We start from the raw sequence: 21,136 nt of genomic DNA, 5'->3' as shown, positions 1-21,136 counted from the left end.
CGTTCGTGCGCGCTTTCCGAATCGCCTACGACGGCCGGCCGTTCTACGGCTTCCAGCGTCAGCCGTCGGTGCCGACGGTGGAGAACGCGCTGTTCGACGCCTTGGACCGACTGGGCGCGTTCGACGCGGCGGCCGACCGGAAGCCGCCCGGCTACGCCGCCGCGGGCCGGACGGACGCCGGCGTCTCCGCCTTCGGACAGACCGTCGGGTTCGACTGCCCGGAGTGGTGCACGCCGCGCGCGCTGAACGCGGAACTGCCCGCCGACGTCCGCGCGTGGGCGGCCGCCGACGCCCCCGAGAGCTTCCACGCGACACACGACGCCGTCCGCCGCGAGTACGTCTACGACCGGTACGCGCCGGACGCGGACCCCGCGCTCGCCCGCCGGGCGGCCGACGCCCTCTCCGGCGAGCACGACTTCCACAACCTCACCGGCGACGACGTCGGAACGGTCAGAGAACTCTCGGTGACCGTCGAACCCGACGGGGAGTTCCTCGTCGTTCACGTCGCCGCCGGCGGGTTCCCGTACGAACTCGTCCGCCGCCTCGTCAGCCTCGTCCACGGCGTCGCCGTCGGCGAGCGGTCGCCGGACGCCGTCGAGGACGTCCTCGGCCCCGAACCGCTGACGGGACCCGACGGCGTCCCCGCCGCGCCGCCGGAACCGCTCCTGCTCGAACGGGTGGTCTACCCGGACCTGACGTTCGAGCGCGACCCGCAGGCCGCCGAGAGCGCCGCGGAGATATTCGAGTCGCGGCGCCGCGACGGACTCGTCCGCGCCCGCGTCACCGGGCGGATACGTGCGGGCGTCGGCGGAGACGAAGGGTGAGTCTCGGACCGCCGGACGGCGAGATATAGAGTTTCGATAGCCGAACCGAGACGAACGCGGCCCTCATAGCAACCTCTTGGTGGGCCGAACGCCGAACCGCCGGTATGTGCTACGACGCGGTCATCTTCGACGACGACGGCGTCCTGACGACGCCGACGGCGATGGACGTCCACCGCGCGGCGGTGCGGGCGGCGTTCGAGGAGTTCGGGGCGGACCCGACCACCGAGGGAGTGGACGGCATCGTTCACGGGAGTCTGACCCGCATCCGCCGCGTCTGCGAGATACACGGCGTCGACTACGAGGCCTTCTGGCCGCGCCGCGAGGCCGAGGCCGCGGCGGCCCAGCGCGCGGCGATGGAGCGCGGCGAGAAGACGCTCTACGACGACGTGTCGGCGCTGTCGGACCTCGACCGGACGCTCGCCGTCGTGAGCGGCAACCAGCACGAGACGGTGGAGACGGTCCTCGACCGGTTCGGAGTCGCCGACCTGTTCGACGTCGCCTACGGGCGCGAACCGACCGTCGAGGGGTACCGAAACCGCAAGCCATCGCCGTACTACCTCGAACGCGCCGTCGAGGAACTCGGGGCCGACAGCAACGTCGACGTGCTCGCGGCGGACCGCGCGGGCGCGGACTCGGCGTTCGTCCGCCGGCCGCACCGCGACGGCTACCGACTCGCCGCGGACCCGACCTACGAGGTGGAGTCGCTGGAGGAGGTGGCGGCGCTCTGTTAGCGTCGCTCGTGGCCCCGTGGCTCGCTACTCCCACTCGGCCGGCCAGAGGTTCGCGGCGCGCATCCCCGTCTCGAAGTCGGCCGCGCGGAACGCGTCGGCGAGTTCGTCGGCGTCCAGTCGCGGAAGTTCGTCGGCGTCCCGCCCGGCCAGTTCCTCGACCAAGAGCGCCGCGAGCATGGCGTGCTCGCGGATGTTCCGGTCGTCCACCTTGTCGCGCGTGTCGGCGTGCGTGTGCCCCCACCCGCGCCCGCGTTCGCCGCTGTCGCTGTGCAGTTGGAGGGCGGGGACGCCGGCACGGACGAACGGCCACTGGTCGCTGAAGGGGTGAGGTTCGGACTCCACCTGAATCGGGTGTCGGGTCGCCTCGGACACCGTCCGGGCGACGTCCGCCGTGGCCTCCGAAGTGTGCGTCATCGCCACTAAGTCCCGAAAGCGCCCCGCGCCGTCGACGTTCACCACGGCCTTCAGTCGACCGTGGTCGAGTCGTTCGGCGAGGTTCTCGGCGCCGGTCAGTCCCGTCTCCTCGCACCCGACGCCCGCGACGCGGACGCCGGTGGAGAGGTCGAGGTCCGCGAGGATTCGCGCCGCGGTGACGACGGTGGTGATGCCACAGCCGTTGTCGAGGGCGCCTTCGGCGATGTCGTGGGCGTCGTAGTGCGCCAGGAGGACGATTTCTTCGTCGGTGTCGGGGCCGAGGCGGCCAACGACGTTCCGGCTCTCGCCGCCGCTCGTCTCCGCCTCGACGGTCAGTCGCGCCTCGGCGCCCTCCGCGGCGTAGTCGGTCAACCACCCGCCCGACTCCTTGCTGACGCCGACGGCGGGCGCGGCGGCCTCTTCGTCGAACGTCAGCGACCCGGTCGGCGGGAGCTGTCCGGGGACGTGGTTGACGAAGACGAACGCCTCCGCGCCGCGCTCGACGGCGTAGCTGAACTTCTCCATGCGGTGGACGAACCGGCCGCCCGGCGGCGTCGTCGTGGAGGCGACGGCTATCTTCCCCGCCACGTCGTGGTCGTCTATCTCGTCGGGCGTGCCGTGGCCGACGTCGACGAGTTCGCCCGTCACGTCGCCCGACGGCGAGTACGGCAGGGCGACCGTCTCGAACGCGCGGTCCTCGTCCGTCAGCGCGAGCGTCGACGACCCGCGGGTCCACGCTCGCATCTCGAACGGTTCCTCGCGCACGTCGCGGGCGCCGGCGTCGCGGAGGGCGTCCGCGACCAGTTCGGCCGCGCGGCGTTCCCCGTCGCTGCCGCCCATTCGGTTCCCCAGCCGAGTCAGGTCGGTCAGGAAGTCCCACGGTTCGTCGTCGGTCCACGCCCGTCCGAGCGCGGCGTCTCTCGCGGCCCCGTCGCGGTCGTCCATACCACGCCGTCGCCGGAGAGGGCGAAAGAGGTTGTGGAGACGGCCGAACGGGCCGGAGACGCCGCCGGCCGACGGGACCGGGAGCCACAGCTCATACGGGAAGTGGCCCTAAATTTTATCCACAGTTACCGCTAAAAACAGCCCGATGCCGAAGTGTGAAAACTGCGGTTCGTTCGTGACGACGGAGTACGTCCGTGTGTTCGCCCCCGAGAACATGGAGAATCCGCGGGTGTGTCCGAGTTGCGAGGACAAGGTCAGAGACGGTGGCGACGTGCGCGATGCCCGCGCGACGCGCCACTGAGCGCCGCCCGGTATCGAGACGCGACCGTTCGGTCGGCTTTTCGACGGCGGGCGTCCTCGGCGGACGTCCGTCGACCCCGCTCTCCCCGCCGAGCGACGGCCGTCGCCCCGGTGGAACCCCCCGGACCCAAACCACTTAGGCGACATCCATACCCCGTTGTCGACTGTACGTATGAGTGCGGCACGGGCGTGACGGCGTTCGTGCCACGAAACGTCCGACTTCGTCGGAACGTTGCGAACCGGTCTCCCCGACTCGGTTCGCGGGTAGGCACCCTCAACCCCCACCACCCCCCACCCCCACCCCCACCCACCCCCTACCCTGAATCCCCCCCGCCTGCACGCGGCCCGCGGCGCCGTCCCCCCCACCTCGGCGCCCCGGCCGCCCGCGGTTCCCTCCTTCCCCACCCCCACTCCCTTTCGGACGACATCACACCCGTAGCCGAGCGTCCGCGCCGCCGAGAGGCGCGACGCCTCGACGACCCGTCGAACCGGCAGGCCCGCCGGGAATCGACAAAGCTTACCACGACACCGCCGCTCTCGGGAGGTATGAGTTCGGTTCCCGAGCGGAGCGATATCGACGCCGAGTACAAGTGGGACTTAGAGAGCATCTACGCGAGCGACGAGGACTGGGAGGCGGCGTTCGAGGACGTGCAGAGCCGGATTCCGGACATCGCCGCCTACGAGGGCCGCGTGACCGAGAGCCCCGAGACGCTCTTGGAACTGCTCGAACTGGAGGAGGAACTGATGCGCGACGTCTCGAAGGTGGTGAGTTACAGCAGCCTTCGGAGCGCCGAGGACACGCGGAACCAGGAGTATCAAGCGTTCCAGGCGAAAGCGGAGTCGCTGGCCTCCGAGGCGCGGTCGACGGCGAGTTTCGTCGAACCCGAGCTACAGGAACTGAGCGAAGAGGAACTGTCGGAGTTCCTCGAAGCCGAACCCGAACTGCGCGAGTACGAACACTACTTCGACGACGTGCTCCGGACGAAACCGCACACCCGGTCGGCCGAAGTCGAGGAACTCCTCGCGGAACTGGGCGAGGTGGCCAGCGCTCCGAGCGACATCTACGGCATGCTGTCGAACGCGGACATGACGTTCCCGACGGTGGAGAACCCAGAGGGCGAGGACGTCGAGATATCGCAGGGGAACTTCACGAAACTGCTGAAACACCCCGACCGGGAGTTCCGCCGGACGGTCCACGAGGAGTTCTACGACGAGTGGGCGGACGTGCGCAACTCCGTCGGCACCGCGCTGAAGAACAGCGTGAAGAAGGACGTGAAGTACGCGAACGCCCGGCGCTACGACACGGCCCGGGAGGCGGCGCTCGACGGCCCGAACGTGCCCGTCGAGGTGTACGACAACCTCGTGGGGACGGTCCGGGACAACCTCGACTACCTCCACCGCCACGCGGAACTGAAGCGGCGGGCGCTCGACGTGGACCAGTTGGAGATGTGGGACCTCTACATGTCGCTGACGGGCGACGAGGGGCCGGAAGTCAGCTACGAGGAGGCTAAGGAGTACATCGTCGAGGCCGTCGCCCCCCTCGGCGAGGAGTACCAATCGCGCGTCGAGGAGGGACTGGAGGACCGCTGGGTCGACGTCTACGAGAACCGGGGGAAGCGCTCGGGCGCGTTCTCCTCGGGCACCTACGACACCCAGCCGTTCATCATGATGAACTATCAGGACGACATCGCCTCGATGTACACCCTCGCGCACGAGTTGGGCCACTCGCTGCACTCCGAACTCGCCAAGGACGAACAGCCCTGGCAGTACGCCGACTACACCATCTTCGTCGCGGAGGTGGCCTCGACGGTGAACGAGACGCTCCTCACCCACTACCTCCTGGAGAACGTCGAGGACGACGAGTTCCGCACGCACGTCCTCGACGAGTACCTCGAACGCTTCCGCTCGACGCTGTACCGCCAGACGATGTTCGCCGACTTCGAACACCAGATACACACGATTTCGGAGGAAGGCGGCGCGCTGACGCCCGACCGCTTCGACGAACTGTACGGCGACCTGAAAGGGGAGTTCTACGCGGACGCGAACGTGGACGACAGAATCGCCCGCGAGTGGATGCGGATTCCCCACTTCTATTACAATTATTACGTGTACCAGTACTCGACGGGCATCTCGGCCGCCGTCGCCATCGTCGAACGCATCCTGAACGGGGGCGAAGAGGCGGCCGCCGACTACCGCGAGGCGCTAGCACTGGGCGGGTCGAAGTACCCCATCGAAGTGTTGGAGACGGCCGGCGTCGACATGGCCTCGCCGGAACCCATCGAGTCGGCGCTGTCCGTGTACGGCGACTACCTCGACGAGGCGGCCGACCTGTTGGACCTCGAAGACGAGTAGGTAGGAAGAGAAGAGGAGGCGCCGCGAACGCTTACCGCTTGCCGCGCGCGGTGGAGAAGCGCCCCGACTTCCCCATGTCCGACCGCGAGGAGGGGACCGTCGAGAGACGGCCGCGGGACCCGGACGTCGACCGCTTCTGGCCGTCCGTCGTGCGGTCTTCGTCCTCGTCCGGGTCCTGGTCTGTGTCTTCGGCGGCGTCCGCCTCGGCCGCTTCCTCGTCGACGTCGGGACCCTCCGCGTCTGCATCTGCATCCGCATCCGCTTCGGTTTCCTCGTCGTCGCCGACGAGTGTGCGCAGGCGGTCGACGTGGTCCTCCAATTCGAGGAGTTCGTCGTCTCCGCCGTCGTCGCTGACGTCCTCGTCGGCGTCTTCTCCATCTTCGCTCACCGCCTTCGCGGCGGCGTCGACGACGGCTTCGGCGGCACCCTGCTCCGCGTCCTCGTCGTCGGCCGACGCCTCGTCGCTCTCGTCGTCCTCATTGCCAGCCATCGCGTCCGCGGCCGCGCCGACGACGGCTTCGACGGCGTCCTCCGCCGCGCTGTCGTCTTCGGCGTTCGCGTCGTCATCGTCTTCGCCTTCGTCGTCAGTCGCGTCAGCCGCCTCGTCGGCGGCCTCAGCGTCGGCCGTCTCGCCGTCCGCACCCGATTCGGACGACTCCTCATCTCCGCTCGCCTCCTCGTCGCCGAGGATGTGGTCGAGTCGGTCGATGTACTCGGTGAGCGCGAACCCGCCGTCGGAGTCGGCCGTCTCGGCGTCGACGACGACCCGGTCCACCCGGTCGGCCCGTTCCTCGGCGGAGAGGTCGGCCCACGACTCGCCGAGGTCCGCGAGTTGGAGCAGCGTCCGCAGTTCGACGATGGCGTTCGGGTCGGCGTCGGCGATGACCGCCGGAAGGTCGACCGCCGAGACGTCGTCGGGGGCGTCCTCGAACCCCGCGACTTCGAGCAGTTCGGAGAGCGACGCCTCCGAGAGGGCGTCCGCGAGTCGTTCGGTCGGGTCGCGGAGTTCCTCCTCGGCCTCCTCGGTGAGCGTGTCGCCCTCTCCCCCGACGTACGCCCGTTCGGCCGCCTCGTTGGCCGCCTCGAACGCGCCGGCGAGCTCTGAATTTGACGCTGAATCGGTCATGCTATCTCCCCGTCGCTACGACGATTCGTCGTCGTCGCTCTCGTCGCTTTCGGTCGAGTCTTCGCCGCTCTCGCTCTCGTCTTCGTCGGCCTCGTTCTCGTCTTCGTCGGCTTCGTCTTCCTCCGTGTCCGAGTCGGAATCCGAATCCGAGTCGCCGTCGGCCTCGTTCTCGGCGTCTTCTGCGTCTTCGTCGGCGTCGAAGTTGTCGACGATCTCGTCGATCATCTCGTCCCGCGAGAGGTTCGCCTTCACGCCGGACTGCTTGGCGATGGACTGTATCTTCGAGTACTCCATCATCTCCAGCAGTTCGCGGTAGGTCTCCTTGCGGAGTTCGTCCATGTCGCCGGCGGCGAGTTTCTCGGCCGCGTTCTCGGCTTCCTCCGCGGCGGCGCCCGCGGCCTCTTCAGCCGTGTCCCCCGCGCTCTCGGCGGCCTCTTCGGCCCCCTCCGCCGCGTCGCCGGCGGCGTCCGCCGCCGTCTCGCCGCGCGCTTCGAGGGAGTCGACGAACCCGCGGAGCGCGTCCCCGATGGGCTCTTTGAACTCGGGCTTTCGGAGCGTGCGCCCGACGGCGAAGAGGAGCGACCGGCCGAACCGGGCCGACAGCGAGGGGTCGTCGTCGCTCCAGAACGTCAGCTTCGAGAGCACCCAGTTCACGACGCTGCGACCGAGGAGTCGGCCGACCGTCTCCCCGAGCGTCTCGCCGATGGAGCGACCGAGCGACTCGCCGTCCAAGTCCTCGGTCACGTCGCCGCCGGTGAGGGCCGACCCGACGTCCACCTCGTCGACCACGTCCCTCGCCACCTTGTTGGCGAGGTCGGAAGCGTCCGTCACGACTCCTCGCCCTCCTCGTCGCCGGCGTCGTCGCTGTCCTCGCTTCCGTTCTCCGTCGCGTTCTCGCTTTCGCCCGAGTCGTCGGTGTCGGCGTCAGCGTCCTCGTTCGCATCCGTCCCGTCGTCCGCCGATTCGGACTCTGACGCCGACTCCGATTCTGAATCCGAGTCGGACTCGGACGACTCGCCCGACAGCGCCGCGTCGAGTACGCTCGCGCCGACGACGCCGCCCACCCAGGCGCCGAGGTGGCGGCCGAGGAACGCGCCGATAGTCTCGCCGGCGGGCGCGTCCTCGTCCTCGAACTCCTCGGCCAGCGGCGTGTCCGCGAACACCTCCGCGAAGTCGACGTTGTCGAAGGCGCGTTGGATGCCCGACGACTCCCCGCTCATGCTTCCGACCCGGAACCGGACTCCTCGTCGTCGTCGTCGGAGTCCGAGAACATCTGCGTGATCAGTTCCTTCAGCACCGAGGTCAGAATCTCCTGCAGGGGGACGTCCTCGAAGGCGTCGCCCATCGACTCCTTCGCCGAGGAGAACGCCGAGGAGAGTCGGCTCTCGGAGTCCTCACCCTCCTCGCCCTCTTCGCCTTCTTCGCCCTCTTCGTCGCCGCCCATCATGTCGTCCATCAGGCCGCCGAGCATGTCGTCGTCCATCATCCCTTCGAGCAGGCTCCCGCCCAGAAGGTTCGACAGCATGCCGCCTTCGCCGGAGCCGAGGAGGTCAGCGACGCCGTCGAGGAGGTTACCCAGGAGGTTCCCGGGACCGCTGACCGCGGAGACGTCGAGTTCGACCTCTTCGAGGTCGACTTCGAGGCCGAGGAGGTCGAGGAACAACCCTTCGAGGTCGAGGTAGAGGATGCTCGTTCCTTCGTCCTCCTCCTCTTCCTCCTCCTCCTCTTCTTCCTCCTCTTCCTCTTCCTCCTCCTGCTCATCTTCTTCCTCGTCGGCTTCCTCCGCTTCGTCGTCTTCGTCCTCCGAGTCGGACGCTTCTTCTCCTTCTTCCTCTTCTTCCTCGTTCTCGTCGTCCGACTCCTCTTCCGTTTCCTCCTCCGTCGCGTCGTCCGATTCGGACTCGGCGTCGTCCTCGGCCGATTCGTCTTCGCTCTCCGCTTCGCCCCCGTCGGTCAGGAGACGACCGTCGTTCGGGGACCGCATCGTCCGCAGGATGTCCGGAGTCTCGTCGGAGTCGACCGTCTCGTCGCCGTGACTGGGAGCGTCCGTCATTACTTGAATGGCTTCTCTCGGCCCGCACAAATCCATTGTGGCAGATAACCGTGTGAGAGTCACGGATTTTGGTGTTTCAGGGCTCTTTTGATAACTCACACGAGATAATTTTTCGATGTACTAGATGCGAATATTAACCGAGAAAAGGGACGGTCAGCAGGCGGAATCTCCCCTGAACGGTCGGTATTCGACGGCGAGTGTTGAGGCCGTCGCTCGCGGGTCTCGAAACGGGCCGGGAGGGACTTGAACCCCAGTCGCTCCGCTCACTCCGTTCGCTTCGCTCCCCGGTTCAAGCCCTCCGCGGGTAACGACTTCGCTCCTCGCTGTCGCTCGGAGACGAAGTACGGGCCGGGAGGGACTTGAACCACCGGAACGTCGCTCGCTACGCTCACTCGTTCCGTAGTTCAGTCCTCCCGTTGAATTCACGACACCGCTCGCCGTCGCTCGCGGGTCTCGAAACGGGCCGGGAGGGACTTGAACCCCCGACCGTCTGGTTAAAAGCCAGACGCTCTGCCAAACTGAGCTACCGGCCCTCGAACGCTCCTAACTGGCGGGCGGTCATAAGCGTTTACAAATGGCCGAAGGCGGACCGGTTCACGGCGAACGAATCGCCCTCGCGTAGGCTCTTGTACCGTGACACCGTGGGTCGAATCACCATGGATGAACACCCAGCCGACAGCCCGATGGGTTCGTTCGTCGGGCGACTGCTCCGGTTCGAGACCACCGACGGCGAGGAGGCCGAGGCGCAGGCGTGGCTCCGCGGGAAGTTCGAGGAGTTCGGCCTCGACGTCTACGAGTGGACCGCCGACGCCGAGACGCTCGCCTCCCACACCTCGTTCCCGGACGACCCCGACGAGATAGACGTGACCGACCGACCCAGCGTCGCCGGCGTCGCGGAGTTCGGCGACCCCGAGGCGGGACCGACGCTCGTGCTGAACGGGCACACCGACGTGGTGCCCGCGGACACGGAGAACTGGTCGTCGGACCCCTACGAACCGGTCTGGTCGGAGGGGGAGCACGGCGTCGAACTCACTGCCCGCGGCGCGGCGGACATGAAGTCCGGACTGAGCGCCGCCGTCTTCGCGGTCCGCGACCTACTCGAACGCGCCGAGAGCGGCGAGGTGGGGGACCTGAACGGGCGCGTGGTGGTCGAGGCCGTCGTCGGCGAGGAGGAGGGCGGCATCGGGGCCGCAGCGGCCGCCCTCGACAACCCGTACCCGTTCGACCGCGACGCCGGCATCGTCGCCGAACCGACCGAACTGCGCTGCGTCGTCGCCACGGAGGGGACGGTGATGAAGCGCCTGCGGATCCGCGGGCGGGCGGCCCACGCGGCGACGCGGTGGAAAGGCGAGGACGTGCTCCCGCACTTCGAGCGCATCCGGCAGGCGTTCTTCGAGTTGGAGTCCGAGCGCGGCGAGTCGGTGTCGCATCCGCTGTACGACGACTACCCCATCCCGTGGCCCGTCGTCGTCGGCATCGTGCGCGCGGGGTCGTGGTCGTCGTCGGTGGCGGGGACGCTCACCGCCGAGTGGCGCTTCGGCGTCGCGCCGGGCGAGACGGTCGAGGAGGTGGAAGCGCAGTACGAGGAGCGTCTGGCAGAGGTGGTCGCCGAGAGCGAGTGGCTCAGCGAGCACCCGCCGTCGTTCGAGCGGTTCACCATCCAGTTCGAACCCGCGGAGATAGACGCGGACGAACCGGTCGTGGAGTCGCTTCGCGCGGCGATGGCGGAGACGGGCCACGACGACACCGACCCGACGGGCGCGACGTACGGCGCGGACTCGCGACACTACGTGGCCGCGGGGATTCCGACCGTCGTGTACGGTCCCGGTACGGTCGAACAGGCGCACTTCCCCGACGAGACGATTCCGTGGGGAGAAGTGGAGACGGCGAGGGAGACGTACGTCGAGGCGGCGGCGCGGTTCCTTCAGTCGAAGTAGCCGTCGAGAGCGTCGTCGACGATGTCACCCGGCGGCCGGTTTTCGAGGGAGGCCCGGCGCCGGAGTTCGCGGTACTGGTCGGGCGAGACGCGGAGTTCGAGGCGGCCGAACCGCACGCCTCGTTCCGCGAGTGCGTCCTCGACCGGACGACCGTCGTTCACCTCGCTGGCGACGCGGCGGACCTCTCTGACGGTGAGGTCGCCGTCGAGGACGGCCCACGCGAGGTCGAAGCGGTCGGGGCCGGCGACGCGGGCGATGTGCTTCGCGGCCGTCGGCGCGATGCGCCCGCGGGCGACGTGTCTGCGGACGGCCTGCGGCAGGTCGTGGACGCGCGCCCACTTGCGGATGAACGCGACGGAGACGTCGCCGCCGGCGCGTTCGGCGGCCGCCTTGTACGACCCGACGCCGCGGACGAGGGCCGCGCAGGCCGCCGCGCCGCGGAGCATGTACACGTTGTCCTCGTCGCCGACGGTGTTCTCGGAGAAGGCGCGGACCGTGTCGGCGGCCTCGGCGACGCTGTCGGGGTCGTCGGGGTCGAAACCGACGGCCTCGTCGGCCCGGTCACCCGTGACTGCGGGGTCCGCGCGGACGACGGGGCGGCCGACCGGTTCCTCGCGGTCTGCCGGGAGCGGTCGTCGCCCGCCGTCGGTGGCGGGCGAGTCGCTCGTCGCTCGGCCGTCCTCGGCAGCGCCGTCGTCGCCGACCGGCCGGTCGTCGTCCGTCATTCGTTACTTCGACTAACGGTCCAGCCGACAAAAGCGTCTCCCCGCCCGGCAACGTCTGCGGCCGGCGACGGGAGGGTTCGGGGGGGCGCCGGGGCCCGCGGGACGGACGGAGCGTCCGTCACGGGGTCACTCGTCGCGACCCTCGGAGAGGTGCTCCCAGATTTCCGTGCAACCGGCGCCGTCGTCGAGCGACTTCAGGTGCTCGTAGTCGTCTTCGGTCTCCTCGTCGCCGTCGGGCGACTCGGACAGTTCCTCGTCGTGCGTCGGGTCGGTGTCGGATTCGAGATCAGGACTCATGCGTGGAGTGGAGAGGTGCGGGAGTACAGTTCGGGCGCGACGTCAGCCGAGACGTGCTGTCTTCGACCAGATGGTCGGTCTATCGTGTCGGTCATCGAATAGACACAGGGACGGCACGCGGATAAGCACCCCTTCGGGAGTAATCCGTACCTTTACTCCGGGAAAGGGGAACCGATTGCTGGTAACTCGGACGCGAAAGGAAGGACGAAATCGGTCGTCGTCGGTCGATTCGGCCGTGAAGTCGGCGTCACCGACGGAGTCGTCGTTTGCTCGCGCCGTCAGAGTGGCGTGGCGCGCCCCCCTACCGTCGGCGATGACAGTCGCCCTTCGCATCCTCGACGACGGCGCGTGGGTGTCGGTCAACGACGACCGGAAGGTGAGCGTGAGCGAACTCTGGCGCTTCCCGGGCCGAGAATTCTGCGGATGCGACCTGACCGACCTGGTCGTCGAAGGGTTCGTCGACGTCGGCGTCGACGGCCGGACCGTCGAGGTTCGGACGTACGGCCAGTGCATCGCCTGCGGAGAGTCCGCGACGACGGGGTGGATGCCCGTCGGACGCGTCGTCGACGGCGAGTTCCGTCACATCGACCGCGAGGGCGTCCTTCGACCGGTCGTCGACCGGTAACCGGAGAGAATTTCCCCTATGTCAAAGCACCGGGAAGGGTTGACGTGAGGAAGCGTTCTTTGGGGACGCCGGACTAGGGGTGTAACAAGACCATGCCAACGGACGTAGAGCGGTGGAAATCTGAGGTGTACGGCAACGAGATACGAGAGCATCTGTACGAGTTCGCCGAGGAGGGATGGGAGAGCATCCCCGAGGACGAACACGACGCCTGGTTCGAGCGCTTCAAATGGTGGGGGCTGTACCACCAGCGGAACGGGCAGGAGTCGTACTTCATGATGCGCATCGGGACGCCCAACGGCGTTCTCGAACCCGGCCAACTCCGCGTCGTCGGCGAGATAGCCGACGAGTACGCTCGCGGGCCGGGGACGAATCCCATCTTCGGTGACGCCTACGCGGACTGGACGACGCGGCAGTCCATCCAACTGCACTGGATCCGCATCGAGGACGTCCCGGAGATATTCGAGAAACTGGAGGAGAACGGGATGTCCACCCAGCAGGCCTGCGGTGACTCCTGGCGGAACATCGTCGGCAACCCCGTCGCCGGCAAGGACGCCCAGGAAGTCGTCGACGCCTGGCCCGTCATCCAGGACCTGAACGAGGAGTTCAAGGGGAACGAGGACCACTCGAACCTCCCGCGCAAGTGGAAGGTGTCCGTCACCGGGTCCGCGGACGGGTCCGGACAGGGCGACATCAACGACCTCGCCTTCGAACCGGCGTACAAGGAGGTCGACGGCGAGGAGCAGGTCGGCTTCAACGTCCGCGTCGGCGGCGGCCTCGCCCGCAACGAGGAGCGCTTCGCCCGCGACATCGACGTGTGGGTCGCCCCCGACGACGTCTCCGCCGTCGCCGGCGGTCTCTCGGCGCTGTTCCGCGACAACGGCGACCGCGAGAACCGCTACAACGCCCGCATCAAGTTCCTCGTCGACGAGTGGGGGCCGGAGAAGGTCCGGAACACTCTCCAGGAGGAGTACGTCGACTTCGACCTCGAAACCGCCGGTCGCGACGTCCGCGAGGAGTACACGTACAACGCCGGCAACGGCGGCCGCAACGACCTCATCGGCGTCCACGAGCAGAAGGACGGGAACTACTTCGTCGGTCTGAACGTCCTCGTCGGCCGCATGGGCGCCGACGACGTCCTCGAACTCGCCGACGTCGCCGACGAGTACGGCTCCGGTGAGGTGCGTCTCTCCCAGCGTCAGAACGTCATCATCACCGACGTGCCCGAGGAGAACCTCGACGCCCTCCTCGAAGAGGACCTGCTCGACCACTACTCGCCCGACCCCTCGCCGTTCATGCGCGGGTCGGTCGCCTGCACGGGCACCGAGTACTGCTCGCTGTCCATCGTGGAGACGAAGAACCGACAGGTCCGCTACGCGCGGTGGCTCAAGGAGAACGTCGACCTCCCCGAGGATATCGACCAGTTCCACATCCATCTCTCGGGCTGTACGGCCTCCTGCGCCCAGCCGCAGATAGCCGACATCAGCCTCCGCGGCATGAAGACGCGCAAAGACGGCGAACCCGTCGAAGCGCTCGACATCGGCCTCGGCGGCGGTCTCGGCGAGGAACCGCAGTTCGCCCGCTGGGTCACCCAACGCGTCCCCGCCGACGAGGTGCCCGGCGCCATCTCGAACCTCATCGACGCCTTCGCGGAAGGGCGCGAGGACGGCGAGAACTTCCGCGAGTTCGTCGGCCGCCACGACGACGAGGAACTCGACGAGTACGTCGAACCCGAGGAGACGGACTACGAGGACCCGATGATGCACAACACGAAGATGACGTGGTACCCCTACGCGGACGACGACGACATGGGCTCCAGTCCGGCCCCGGCGTACCCCGACGACACGCCGATGTCTGCCGACGACTGAGAGGCGCCGACCGCGGCGAACCCTACTTCTCCGTTTTTCGCGCCTCGTCAGCGCCGCCTCCCGAAGGCGTCACGCACATGCCCGCCCGCCGACAACGGGAGATATGCCCAACAGACTGCTGCGCGTGAACGCGTACACGACGTTCGACATGCTGGACGCCGAAGCCGTCAGCCACGAGTTCACGGAGGAGGCACTCGCCGTTCTCAACGTCACCGCGCCCCGGAAGAACCCCGACCACGTCCGCCTCGAACTCGAACTCGACAACAGCCAACTCAACCACCTGCCGGCGCACGCCGATAAGGTGACGCTCACGGCCGAACAGGCCCGAACGCTGGCCGGCGAGCTAGAGGAGTACGCGGGACGGGTGGAGGCGGCGCAGGCGGAGGAAGGCGACGACGGAGACGACGAGAGCGAGGAGTAGTTCGGTCGGAGACCCGTCGCTCGGCGGACGAGTTCTCGAAAGGTATCGCGTCGAAATCGCGACGGAATGTGGGGGGGTGGGGAGTTCCGGGGGGGAGATGGAACACCGTCGCGGATGGTGGGTGCCACTTCGACGCGCATCCTTTTCTAGGAGCTCGACGTACATATAACCAACAGTATTCTGTCCTGCATCTAGACAGTAACTAATTCCGGAACGAACGCGATCGGCGGAGCCGGGAAACGGGAGACCGAGACCCGTTCGACCGGGTCAGGCCGACGCGTCGTAGCCGGCGTCTTCGACGGCCGCGACCAAGTCGTCCGCGTCCGCGTCGCCCTCGACGGTCGCGGAGGCGGCGTCGCGGTCCGCGGCGGCCGACTCGACGCCGTCGACGCCCGACAGCGCCTCCTCGACGGTCTGCTCGCAGTGCTCACAGCTCATGCCTTCGACGGTGAGTGTCCGGGTCATCGCACGTGATAGTTGTCGCTCCCGTTTTATTCCCCTTTCTCTTAGCGAACCGTCGCTCGGAGGGGTGTCGACCGAAGAAACGAAAGTAGGGGGCCGAGCCGTCGGAGTTCGCCGCGCTACTCGGTGTCGAACTGGGCGTTGTAGCGACGCTCGATGTCGAGTCGCTGCTCGCGCGTCAGGTCGGCGAGCGGGTCGTCGTAGCTGGTGTCGTAGATGCGGTACGCCAACTGCTCGCGGGTGGGCATGTGCTCGTTGTCCGCGTTGACCCACGGCTGGCGGTCGTACAGTTCGACGATCTGACCGGCGGAGTCGACGCTCACGTTCCGGAAGTCGTGACCCCACTTCGCCTGCGATATCTCGTCTTTCGAGAGCGCGCCGCCCGTGTCGCCGAACTGGGCGTCGAAGCTCTCTTGGACGTCCACGCGGGCGTCGAAAGCGAGGTTCTCGAAGGAGTCGCCGTACTTCTCCTGGGCGAGTTCCTCGCGGGTCTGCACGGAGGCGGGGTCCCAGTCGCCGTCGGGTTGGCGCAGGTAGAGTTCGTACACCGTCGCGGCGTCCTCGGTGCTCAGGTCCTCGAAGTCCGACCCGAACGTGGCCTGCGCGATAGTGTCGTTGCTCGCCTTCGCGGGGGCGTCGGCGTCCGAATCGCCGTCGTCGACGGTCGAGTCGCCGTCGGTCGAATCGTCGCCCGTCTCCGAGTCGTCCTCGGCGGTCTGGCCGTCGTCCGAGTCGGCGTCGTCGACGTCGGTCTGGTTGCCGTCGGCGGTCTGGTTGCCGTCGGAGGCGTTCGTCGATTCCTCCTCGTCGTCGTCTCTCGACTCGGTGACGGTGATGACGACCGTATCAGTCGCGGAGGCTCCGTCGACGTCGGTGACGGTGACCTCGAAGGTGAGCTGCGTGTTCAGCTTCGACTCGGGGGGGAAGAACTTGGGCGTCGCCGTGTCGGCGCCGCGGAGTTCGACCTCCTCGCCGGCGACCTGCGTCCACTCGTACGTGAGGTTCGCGTCGTCGCCGTCGGGGTCGGTCGACCCCGTGGCGTCGAGGGTCGTGAGCGTCCACTCGCGGGCGGTCACGTCCTCGCCGGCGTCGGCCGCCGGGGGCTCGTTGGCGGGCGCGACGGACTCGTCGTCCGCGTCGGAAGCGTTCGTCGCGCCGGATTCGGTCGTCGTGTCGTCCGTCGGTTGTTCGGTCGATTCGGTCGGGTCGCTCGCCTGAGACGTAGTCGACTGCTCGACGGCCGCGGCCGCATCGTCCGCGGCGGGGGCGACGTCCGCTCCACCGCTCTGTCCGGTGAAGAGGAACGCACCGCCCGCGAGGGCGACGATGCCGACGACGGCGACGAGTACGACTGTCAGTTGACGGTTCATTGTTCTTTCCGTGACCTCTACGAATACGTGTACGATACAGCGGTTTCGTTATAGAGCACCGAAGGCGGGAGGTAGCGGGCGTGTAACGCCGGATGTTCGGAGAGCGAGGAACGGTGGCGACAGGAGCCGAAAGAGTGGTGAGCCGCGTCGGCCGCCTTCGAAATCAAAGTTTCAGGCGGTATCGGGCGTATAACTCGCGGCTAGGGGGAACAAAACCCTATGTACTCCGAAGGTCGACTGGGAGTATGCGCGAACTGGACGACACGGACCTTCGGATACTCGAACTGCTGACCGAAGACGCGAGGCGCCCGTTCAGCGACATCGCGGAGCGAGTCGACCTCTCGCCGCCCGCGGTGTCCGACCGGGTGGACAAGCTCCGCGATTCGGGCGTCATCAGACGTTTCACAGCCGATCTCGACCGTTCGCGGCTTCGTTCCGGGGTGCCGGTACTGGTCCGTCTCGAACTCGCCTCGACGGAGATAGCCGGCGTCAGAGATTCGCTGCGCGCCGCGGAGTCGGTCGAGCACGTGTTCGTCACCGTCGAGGACGAACTCCTGTTCTCCGCGCGCTTCCCGGCGGACCGGGTCCGCGACGGCCTCGACGAGACGGTCGACCTCGCGCGCGTCGCGGACTACGAGGTGACCGTCGTCGCGGACGCCGAGTGGACGCCGAGCGTCGGCGGGACCGAGTTCGCTCTCACCTGCGCGGAGTGCGGTAACACGGTGACGAGCGAGGGCGAGACCGAGCGTTTCGGCGGCGAGCGCTACCACTTCTGCTGTCCGTCCTGCACGGCGCGCTTCCGCGAGCAGTACGAGCGTCTCAGTGCGGACGCCGAGTGAACCTCGAAGCGGGGGCGCGTTCCGGCGACCGATGGCGGCCGCCGCCTCAGAGGGGGACGTACGTCTCGTTGCCGGCGTACTCGGGGACGCGTAGGTACGCGACGGAGGTGCTGCCGCCCGAGACGGTCATCTCGACGGTGGCCTCCTCGCCCCGTTCGAGCGTTTCGGGTGTCCCCGACCCGCCGCTCTCTATCTGCGAGGCGTTGAGGTAGAGCACGAACTCCTCGCCGGTTTCGAGCAGCAAGTCGCCGTCGCCGATGCTCTGCGTGGCGTTGAACGCCTCGTGGACGTCGCCCGTCGACGGCGCGGCGGCGCCGGACCCGCCGAACGTGAGCGTCTCCGCGGCGTGCGGTCCGACCCATTTGACGGTGAGGTCGGAGACGTTCACGTCCCCCGCGGCGGCGCGGGGACGTATCCAGAGGCGGACGGTGTCGACGGTGCGGTTCGGCACGCCGTCGTCGACCGTACCTGTGACGTGTCCGGTGGCGCCGACGACGTCGACGCCGTCGACGACCCGGTCGACGCTCTGTCGACCCACGTCTTCCGCCGTGGCCTGCAGCGACGCGGCGGTGTTTATCAGCACGCCGGCCGCGACGGCGGCGACGAGGACCATCGCGATGAAGACGACGAGCGTTCCGATTCCGACCTGTCCTCGGTCCCTCGGTTCGACGGACCGCGACCGCTGACGCACCAGATTCATATACTATTCCAACACAGTCAAGAGATATTACTCTAGGGTTCTCAGTATCAATAACGATATCCACGCCGGAGAAATCGAAGAAACGGGCCCGAATACGGGGTCGAATGACGGTATCGAGCCGTACGCTCGAATACAAGTGACGATGTCGGAACGACCGTTCCCGGTTCGAGTCGAAGCGCGGGGCCGGTAGTCGGCACCGGACGGAACGTCCCCTATTCTCTACTTTCGCCTCCGACTGTCGAATCAAAAAGAGCGGACGACCGTTCGCGAGCATCGCAGTGCCGGGACGGAGCCTCTTCCGGGCGTAGCGAGACGCGAATTCCGCCAGCGTTTTCGGCCGTCGTGTACGTCCGATACAGGCTCTAAGCGAAGGAAGGGCGTCGTTCTCAGGTCGTGGGAGCGACTGACGCGGAAGAAAAGATTTATCATAAACATATGAGATTCTTATGCAGAGAGCGGCACCGCGAGTAAAATTCGTGCCGCGACCGAACCATGACAGAAGACACCTACGTCGGTGCGATCGATCAAGGCACCACCGGAACCCGTTTCATGGTCTTCGACCACGACGGGCGAGTCGTCGCGAACGCGTACAAGAAGCACGAGCAGATCTACCCCGAACCCGGGTGGGTCGAGCACGACCCCGAGGAGATATGGGAGAACACCGAGGCGGTCATCCACGACGCCCTCGACGACGGGGGCCTCGACGCCGAGCAGTTGGAGGCCATCGGCATTACGAACCAACGGGAGACCACGCTGGTCTGGGACCGCGAGAGCGGCCGCCCCATCGCCAACGCAATCGTCTGGCAGGACCGTCGGACGACCGACCGCGTCGAGGCGCTTCAGGACGAGGGTAAAGAGGAGTGGGTCCGCGAGAAGACGGGACTCGAACCCGACGCGTACTTCTCGGCGACCAAAGCGGAGTGGCTCCTCGACAACACCGACCAGATTAAACTGGCGCGCATGCGCCCCGACGACGTCCGCGACAGGGCCGAAGCCGGCGAACTCATGCTCGGCACCATCGACTCGTGGCTCATCTACAACCTCACGGGCGAGCACATCACGGACGTCACGAACGCTTCCCGGACCATGCTGTTCAACATCCACGACATGGACTGGGACGAGGAACTCTTAGACGAGTTCGACGTTCCCGCCGAGATGCTCCCGGAAGTCCGTCCCTCCTCCGACGAGGCGACGTACGGGTCGACGGACGCGGACGGCTTCCTCGGGGCGGAGATTCCGGTCGCTGGTGCGCTGGGCGACCAGCAGGCCGCGCTGTTCGGCCAGACCTGCTACGACGCCGGCGACGCGAAGAACACCTACGGGACGGGCTCGTTCATGCTGATGAACACCGGCGAGGAGGCCGTCAGCAGCGAGAACGGTCTGCTGACGACGGTCGGCTTCCAGCGCTCCGGCGAACCCGTCCAGTACGCCCTCGAAGGCTCCATCTTCATCACGGGCGCCGCAATCGAGTGGCTCGAGGACATGACCCTCATCGAGGACGCCGCCGAGACCGAAGAGCTCGCGCGGTCGGTGGACTCGACGGACGGGGTGTACTTCGTACCGGCGTTCACCGGTCTCGGCGCGCCCCACTGGGACCAGCGCGCCCGTGGCACCATCGTCGGCATGACCCGCGGCACCCGCCGCGAACACGTCGTTCGCGCCACGCTGGAATCCATCGCCTTCCAGACGCGCGACGTCGCCGAAGCGATGGAATCCGACAGCGGTATCGAACTCACCTCGCTGCGCGTCGACGGCGGCGCGGTCAAGAACAACTACCTCTGTCAGCTTCAGTCCAACATCGTCGGCTCCGAAATCGTCCGGCCGCAGGTCGACGAGACGACGGCGCTGGGGTCGGCGTACGCGGCCGGCCTCGCAGTCGGCTACTGGAGCGACCTCGACGAACTCCGCGATAACTGGCAGGTCGACCGCGAGTTCTCCCCCGACGACGACGCGGAGAACGTCGACGGCCGCTACGGTCGCTGGATCGACGCCGTCGAACGCTCCCGCGACTGGGCTCGGGAGAACTGACGATGAGCGGACTCGCGCTGCAGATTCCGCTCATCGGGATGGGGACCGAAGCGTTTCTCATCCTGCTCGTCACGGCCCTCGCCGGCGGCGCGTTCGGGGCCGCCCTCGGGGCGCTTCCCTCGTTCATCTTCACGGGGTTCGTCGTCCTCCTCGGAGAGGGGCTGGCGATACTCGAAGGGAACATCGCCGGCGTCGGCGGGATTCCGGCCGGCGAGATAGCGACCGGTGTCACGGGCGTCGTCGGGTTCGGCCCGGTCGTCGGTCCGCACATCGCGTTCGCGGGCGGCGTCGCCGCCTCGGCCTACGCGGGCAAGAAGTACCCCGAGATGGGGCCCAAGGAGGGCTACCACTTCGGCAAGGAGATCGCCTACGCCTTCGGGACGAAGCCCGACATCCTCGCCGTCGGCGCCGCCTTCGGCGTCCTCGGGGCCGTCGTCAACCAGGTGGCGGCCGGACTCGGTCTCCCCCTCGACACCATCGCGCTGACGGTGTTCCTCTCGGCGGTGCTCGTCCGCGTCGCCTTCGGCTACCCGCTGATCGGCAAACCGGCCGGGGACGGCTACCTCGACATGACGCCCTTCGAGCGCGGCGAGGAGCGAACGACGACCGACGGCGACTTCGAGCGGGTCCGACCGGCGACCGAACCGTGGCTCCCCCACCAGTACAAGTGGTCGGGCGTCACCGTCATCGGACTCGTCGGCGGGATACTCGGCGCCTTCATCTGGCTGGAGACGGGCAGCTTCTTCCTCGGTTACGGCATCTCCGCGGCGTCGCTGCTGTTCCTCAACCTCGGCGTCGAGAAGATTCCCGTCACGCACCACATCACGCTCCTGGGCTCCAGCGGCGCCGCCATCGGGGCCGCCGCGGTCAGCAGCCCGCTCGTCGCGCTGCTCGTCGGCGGCGTCTTCGGCGCGCTCAGCGGCCTCCTGGGCGAGGTGACCCAGCGGGTCTTCTACGCGCACTCGGGGACCCACGTCGACCCGCCGGCGATGGCTATCACGCTCATGACGGTGTTCATCGGCGTGCTCTACCTGATCGGCCTCCTCCCCAGTTCGGCCTACCTCGGCCTCTGAACCGCCCGCGAGCGGAACCCGCTCCGTCGAACGCCAACGCCCCCTCCCT

General features: G+C 67.7%; 21 protein-coding genes and 1 tRNA gene. 11 read left to right on the top strand and 11 right to left on the bottom strand.

The window, feature by feature from the left end:
• Nucleotides 1-5 precede the first annotated feature (5 nt).
• Together truA and NDI79_RS07080 are read left to right on the top strand one after the other, a co-directional pair.
• A complete protein-coding gene (truA, locus tag NDI79_RS07085) occupies nucleotides 6-824 on the top strand; it encodes a tRNA pseudouridine(38-40) synthase TruA (protein ID WP_310927780.1) in 819 nt (272 codons plus the stop codon).
• A 104-nt stretch (nucleotides 825-928) separates the two neighbouring features.
• Complete coding sequence (locus NDI79_RS07080) at nucleotides 929-1,555, top strand: HAD family hydrolase (protein WP_310927779.1); 627 nt, start codon at nucleotides 929-931, stop codon at nucleotides 1,553-1,555.
• 24 nt (nucleotides 1,556-1,579) lie between these two features.
• Here the strand turns inward: NDI79_RS07080 and NDI79_RS07075 are convergent, their stop codons facing one another.
• The gene (locus tag NDI79_RS07075) at nucleotides 1,580-2,914 is read right to left on the bottom strand and encodes a M28 family peptidase (RefSeq protein ID WP_310927778.1); all 1,335 of its coding nucleotides are present in this window, start codon (nucleotides 2,912-2,914) and stop codon (nucleotides 1,580-1,582) included.
• Nucleotides 2,915-3,059: 145 nt separating this feature from the next.
• Here NDI79_RS07075 and NDI79_RS07070 point away from each other — a divergent pair, with 145 nt between their 5' ends.
• Entirely contained in the window at nucleotides 3,060-3,215 is a 156-nt protein-coding gene (locus tag NDI79_RS07070) for a DUF7563 family protein (protein WP_310927777.1), read from the top strand.
• Nucleotides 3,216-3,760: 545 nt separating this feature from the next.
• Entirely contained in the window at nucleotides 3,761-5,566 is a 1,806-nt protein-coding gene (pepF, locus tag NDI79_RS07065; protein ID WP_310927776.1) for an oligoendopeptidase F, read from the top strand.
• A 31-nt stretch (nucleotides 5,567-5,597) separates the two neighbouring features.
• On the opposite strand, the gene NDI79_RS07060 is transcribed toward pepF, so the two are convergent.
• The 5 genes from NDI79_RS07060 to NDI79_RS07040 all read right to left on the bottom strand — a co-directional run bounded on the left by NDI79_RS07060 (nucleotide 5,598) and on the right by NDI79_RS07040 (nucleotide 9,278).
• Nucleotides 5,598-6,692 carry a hypothetical protein gene (locus tag NDI79_RS07060; RefSeq protein ID WP_310927775.1) on the bottom strand — a complete coding sequence of 365 codons (1,095 nt, stop codon included), beginning with the start codon at nucleotides 6,690-6,692 and terminating at the stop codon, nucleotides 5,598-5,600.
• Nucleotides 6,693-6,707: 15 nt separating this feature from the next.
• Nucleotides 6,708-7,523 (bottom strand): hypothetical protein, encoded by an 816-nt coding sequence (locus tag NDI79_RS07055; protein WP_310927774.1) that lies wholly within the window; start codon nucleotides 7,521-7,523, stop codon nucleotides 6,708-6,710.
• On the bottom strand, nucleotides 7,520-7,912 hold the full coding sequence (locus NDI79_RS07050) for a hypothetical protein (RefSeq protein WP_310927773.1): 393 nt from the start codon (nucleotides 7,910-7,912) through the stop codon (nucleotides 7,520-7,522). Before NDI79_RS07050 ends, NDI79_RS07055 begins: the two co-directional genes overlap by 4 nt.
• Nucleotides 7,909-8,745: a hypothetical protein gene (locus NDI79_RS07045; RefSeq protein ID WP_310927772.1), complete on the bottom strand. Its 837-nt coding sequence runs from the start codon at nucleotides 8,743-8,745 to the stop codon at nucleotides 7,909-7,911. The genes NDI79_RS07050 and NDI79_RS07045 overlap by 4 nt, the downstream gene beginning before the upstream one ends.
• A 459-nt stretch (nucleotides 8,746-9,204) precedes the next feature.
• Nucleotides 9,205-9,278 (bottom strand) — tRNA-Lys (locus NDI79_RS07040).
• Nucleotides 9,279-9,401: 123 nt separating this feature from the next.
• Between NDI79_RS07040 and NDI79_RS07035 the strand changes: the two genes are divergently transcribed.
• Nucleotides 9,402-10,682 carry a M20/M25/M40 family metallo-hydrolase gene (locus tag NDI79_RS07035; RefSeq protein WP_310927771.1) on the top strand — a complete coding sequence of 427 codons (1,281 nt, stop codon included), beginning with the start codon at nucleotides 9,402-9,404 and terminating at the stop codon, nucleotides 10,680-10,682.
• Here NDI79_RS07035 and NDI79_RS07030 read toward each other — a convergent pair.
• Both NDI79_RS07030 and NDI79_RS07025 read right to left on the bottom strand, forming a co-directional pair.
• Nucleotides 10,670-11,407, bottom strand: coding sequence for a DUF7119 family protein (locus NDI79_RS07030; protein WP_310927770.1), 738 nt, complete (start codon nucleotides 11,405-11,407; stop codon nucleotides 10,670-10,672). The genes NDI79_RS07035 and NDI79_RS07030 overlap by 13 nt on opposite strands.
• Nucleotides 11,408-11,533: 126 nt before the next feature.
• A complete protein-coding gene (locus NDI79_RS07025) occupies nucleotides 11,534-11,704 on the bottom strand; it encodes a hypothetical protein (protein ID WP_310927769.1) in 171 nt (56 codons plus the stop codon).
• 313 nt (nucleotides 11,705-12,017) lie between these two features.
• Between NDI79_RS07025 and NDI79_RS07020 the strand changes: the two genes are divergently transcribed.
• The 3 genes from NDI79_RS07020 (at nucleotide 12,018) to NDI79_RS07010 (ending at nucleotide 14,615) form a co-directional block, all read left to right on the top strand.
• Nucleotides 12,018-12,329 carry a DUF8134 family protein gene (locus tag NDI79_RS07020; RefSeq protein WP_310927768.1) on the top strand — a complete coding sequence of 104 codons (312 nt, stop codon included), beginning with the start codon at nucleotides 12,018-12,020 and terminating at the stop codon, nucleotides 12,327-12,329.
• 92 nt (nucleotides 12,330-12,421) lie between these two features.
• Nucleotides 12,422-14,194, top strand: coding sequence for a nitrite/sulfite reductase (locus NDI79_RS07015; RefSeq protein ID WP_310927767.1), 1,773 nt, complete (start codon nucleotides 12,422-12,424; stop codon nucleotides 14,192-14,194).
• 103 nt (nucleotides 14,195-14,297) lie between these two features.
• Complete coding sequence (locus NDI79_RS07010) at nucleotides 14,298-14,615, top strand: DUF6360 family protein (RefSeq protein ID WP_310927766.1); 318 nt, start codon at nucleotides 14,298-14,300, stop codon at nucleotides 14,613-14,615.
• A gap of 267 nt (nucleotides 14,616-14,882) precedes the next feature.
• Here NDI79_RS07010 and NDI79_RS07005 read toward each other — a convergent pair whose 3' ends face one another.
• Together NDI79_RS07005 and NDI79_RS07000 are read right to left on the bottom strand one after the other, a co-directional pair.
• Nucleotides 14,883-15,080 (bottom strand): heavy-metal-associated domain-containing protein, encoded by a 198-nt coding sequence (locus tag NDI79_RS07005; RefSeq protein WP_310927765.1) that lies wholly within the window; start codon nucleotides 15,078-15,080, stop codon nucleotides 14,883-14,885.
• Nucleotides 15,081-15,196: 116 nt separating this feature from the next.
• A complete protein-coding gene (locus NDI79_RS07000) occupies nucleotides 15,197-16,447 on the bottom strand; it encodes a PKD domain-containing protein (protein WP_310927764.1) in 1,251 nt (416 codons plus the stop codon).
• A gap of 245 nt (nucleotides 16,448-16,692) precedes the next feature.
• Between NDI79_RS07000 and NDI79_RS06995 the strand changes: the two genes are divergently transcribed.
• On the top strand, nucleotides 16,693-17,286 hold the full coding sequence (locus NDI79_RS06995) for a winged helix-turn-helix transcriptional regulator (protein ID WP_310927763.1): 594 nt from the start codon (nucleotides 16,693-16,695) through the stop codon (nucleotides 17,284-17,286).
• Between the two features lie 46 nt (nucleotides 17,287-17,332).
• Here the strand turns inward: NDI79_RS06995 and NDI79_RS06990 are convergent, their stop codons facing one another.
• Nucleotides 17,333-17,986 carry an archaellin/type IV pilin N-terminal domain-containing protein gene (locus NDI79_RS06990; RefSeq protein ID WP_310927762.1) on the bottom strand — a complete coding sequence of 218 codons (654 nt, stop codon included), beginning with the start codon at nucleotides 17,984-17,986 and terminating at the stop codon, nucleotides 17,333-17,335.
• A gap of 492 nt (nucleotides 17,987-18,478) precedes the next feature.
• On the opposite strand from NDI79_RS06990, the gene glpK reads away from it, so the two are divergent.
• Together glpK and NDI79_RS06980 are read left to right on the top strand one after the other, a co-directional pair.
• On the top strand, nucleotides 18,479-20,014 hold the full coding sequence (gene glpK, locus NDI79_RS06985) for a glycerol kinase GlpK (protein ID WP_310927761.1): 1,536 nt from the start codon (nucleotides 18,479-18,481) through the stop codon (nucleotides 20,012-20,014).
• A gap of 2 nt (nucleotides 20,015-20,016) precedes the next feature.
• On the top strand, nucleotides 20,017-21,087 hold the full coding sequence (locus NDI79_RS06980) for a DUF7973 family transport facilitator (protein ID WP_310927760.1): 1,071 nt from the start codon (nucleotides 20,017-20,019) through the stop codon (nucleotides 21,085-21,087).
• Nucleotides 21,088-21,136 lie beyond the last annotated feature (49 nt).

It is taken from the genome of Halogeometricum sp. S3BR5-2, assembly GCF_031624635.1.
In the GTDB taxonomy this organism is placed as follows: Archaea; Halobacteriota; Halobacteria; order Halobacteriales; family Haloferacaceae; genus Halogeometricum; species Halogeometricum luteum.
The sequence above is the reverse complement of the archived record's forward strand: the minus strand, read 5'-3'. Positions and strand labels throughout refer to the sequence as shown.

What these genes read in the sequence shown, in the direction of transcription:
- NDI79_RS06990 (WP_310927762.1), bottom strand. Translation starts at nt 17,986, where the DNA reads ATGAATCTGGTGCGTCAGCGGTCGCGGTCCGTCGAACCGAGGGACCGA.
- NDI79_RS07035 (WP_310927771.1), top strand. Translation starts at nt 9,402, where the DNA reads ATGGATGAACACCCAGCCGACAGCCCGATGGGTTCGTTCGTCGGGCGA.
- NDI79_RS07010 (WP_310927766.1), top strand. Translation starts at nt 14,298, where the DNA reads ATGCCCAACAGACTGCTGCGCGTGAACGCGTACACGACGTTCGACATG.
- pepF (WP_310927776.1), top strand. Translation starts at nt 3,761, where the DNA reads ATGAGTTCGGTTCCCGAGCGGAGCGATATCGACGCCGAGTACAAGTGG.
- NDI79_RS07015 (WP_310927767.1), top strand. Translation starts at nt 12,422, where the DNA reads ATGCCAACGGACGTAGAGCGGTGGAAATCTGAGGTGTACGGCAACGAG.
- NDI79_RS07045 (WP_310927772.1), bottom strand. Translation starts at nt 8,745, where the DNA reads ATGACGGACGCTCCCAGTCACGGCGACGAGACGGTCGACTCCGACGAG.
- NDI79_RS06995 (WP_310927763.1), top strand. Translation starts at nt 16,693, where the DNA reads ATGCGCGAACTGGACGACACGGACCTTCGGATACTCGAACTGCTGACC.
- NDI79_RS07030 (WP_310927770.1), bottom strand. Translation starts at nt 11,407, where the DNA reads ATGACGGACGACGACCGGCCGGTCGGCGACGACGGCGCTGCCGAGGAC.
- NDI79_RS07005 (WP_310927765.1), bottom strand. Translation starts at nt 15,080, where the DNA reads ATGACCCGGACACTCACCGTCGAAGGCATGAGCTGTGAGCACTGCGAG.
- NDI79_RS07080 (WP_310927779.1), top strand. Translation starts at nt 929, where the DNA reads ATGTGCTACGACGCGGTCATCTTCGACGACGACGGCGTCCTGACGACG.
- NDI79_RS07050 (WP_310927773.1), bottom strand. Translation starts at nt 7,912, where the DNA reads ATGAGCGGGGAGTCGTCGGGCATCCAACGCGCCTTCGACAACGTCGAC.
- NDI79_RS07075 (WP_310927778.1), bottom strand. Translation starts at nt 2,914, where the DNA reads ATGGACGACCGCGACGGGGCCGCGAGAGACGCCGCGCTCGGACGGGCG.
- NDI79_RS07060 (WP_310927775.1), bottom strand. Translation starts at nt 6,692, where the DNA reads ATGACCGATTCAGCGTCAAATTCAGAGCTCGCCGGCGCGTTCGAGGCG.
- glpK (WP_310927761.1), top strand. Translation starts at nt 18,479, where the DNA reads ATGACAGAAGACACCTACGTCGGTGCGATCGATCAAGGCACCACCGGA.
- NDI79_RS07020 (WP_310927768.1), top strand. Translation starts at nt 12,018, where the DNA reads ATGACAGTCGCCCTTCGCATCCTCGACGACGGCGCGTGGGTGTCGGTC.
- NDI79_RS06980 (WP_310927760.1), top strand. Translation starts at nt 20,017, where the DNA reads ATGAGCGGACTCGCGCTGCAGATTCCGCTCATCGGGATGGGGACCGAA.
- NDI79_RS07000 (WP_310927764.1), bottom strand. Translation starts at nt 16,447, where the DNA reads ATGAACCGTCAACTGACAGTCGTACTCGTCGCCGTCGTCGGCATCGTC.
- NDI79_RS07070 (WP_310927777.1), top strand. Translation starts at nt 3,060, where the DNA reads ATGCCGAAGTGTGAAAACTGCGGTTCGTTCGTGACGACGGAGTACGTC.
- NDI79_RS07025 (WP_310927769.1), bottom strand. Translation starts at nt 11,704, where the DNA reads ATGAGTCCTGATCTCGAATCCGACACCGACCCGACGCACGACGAGGAA.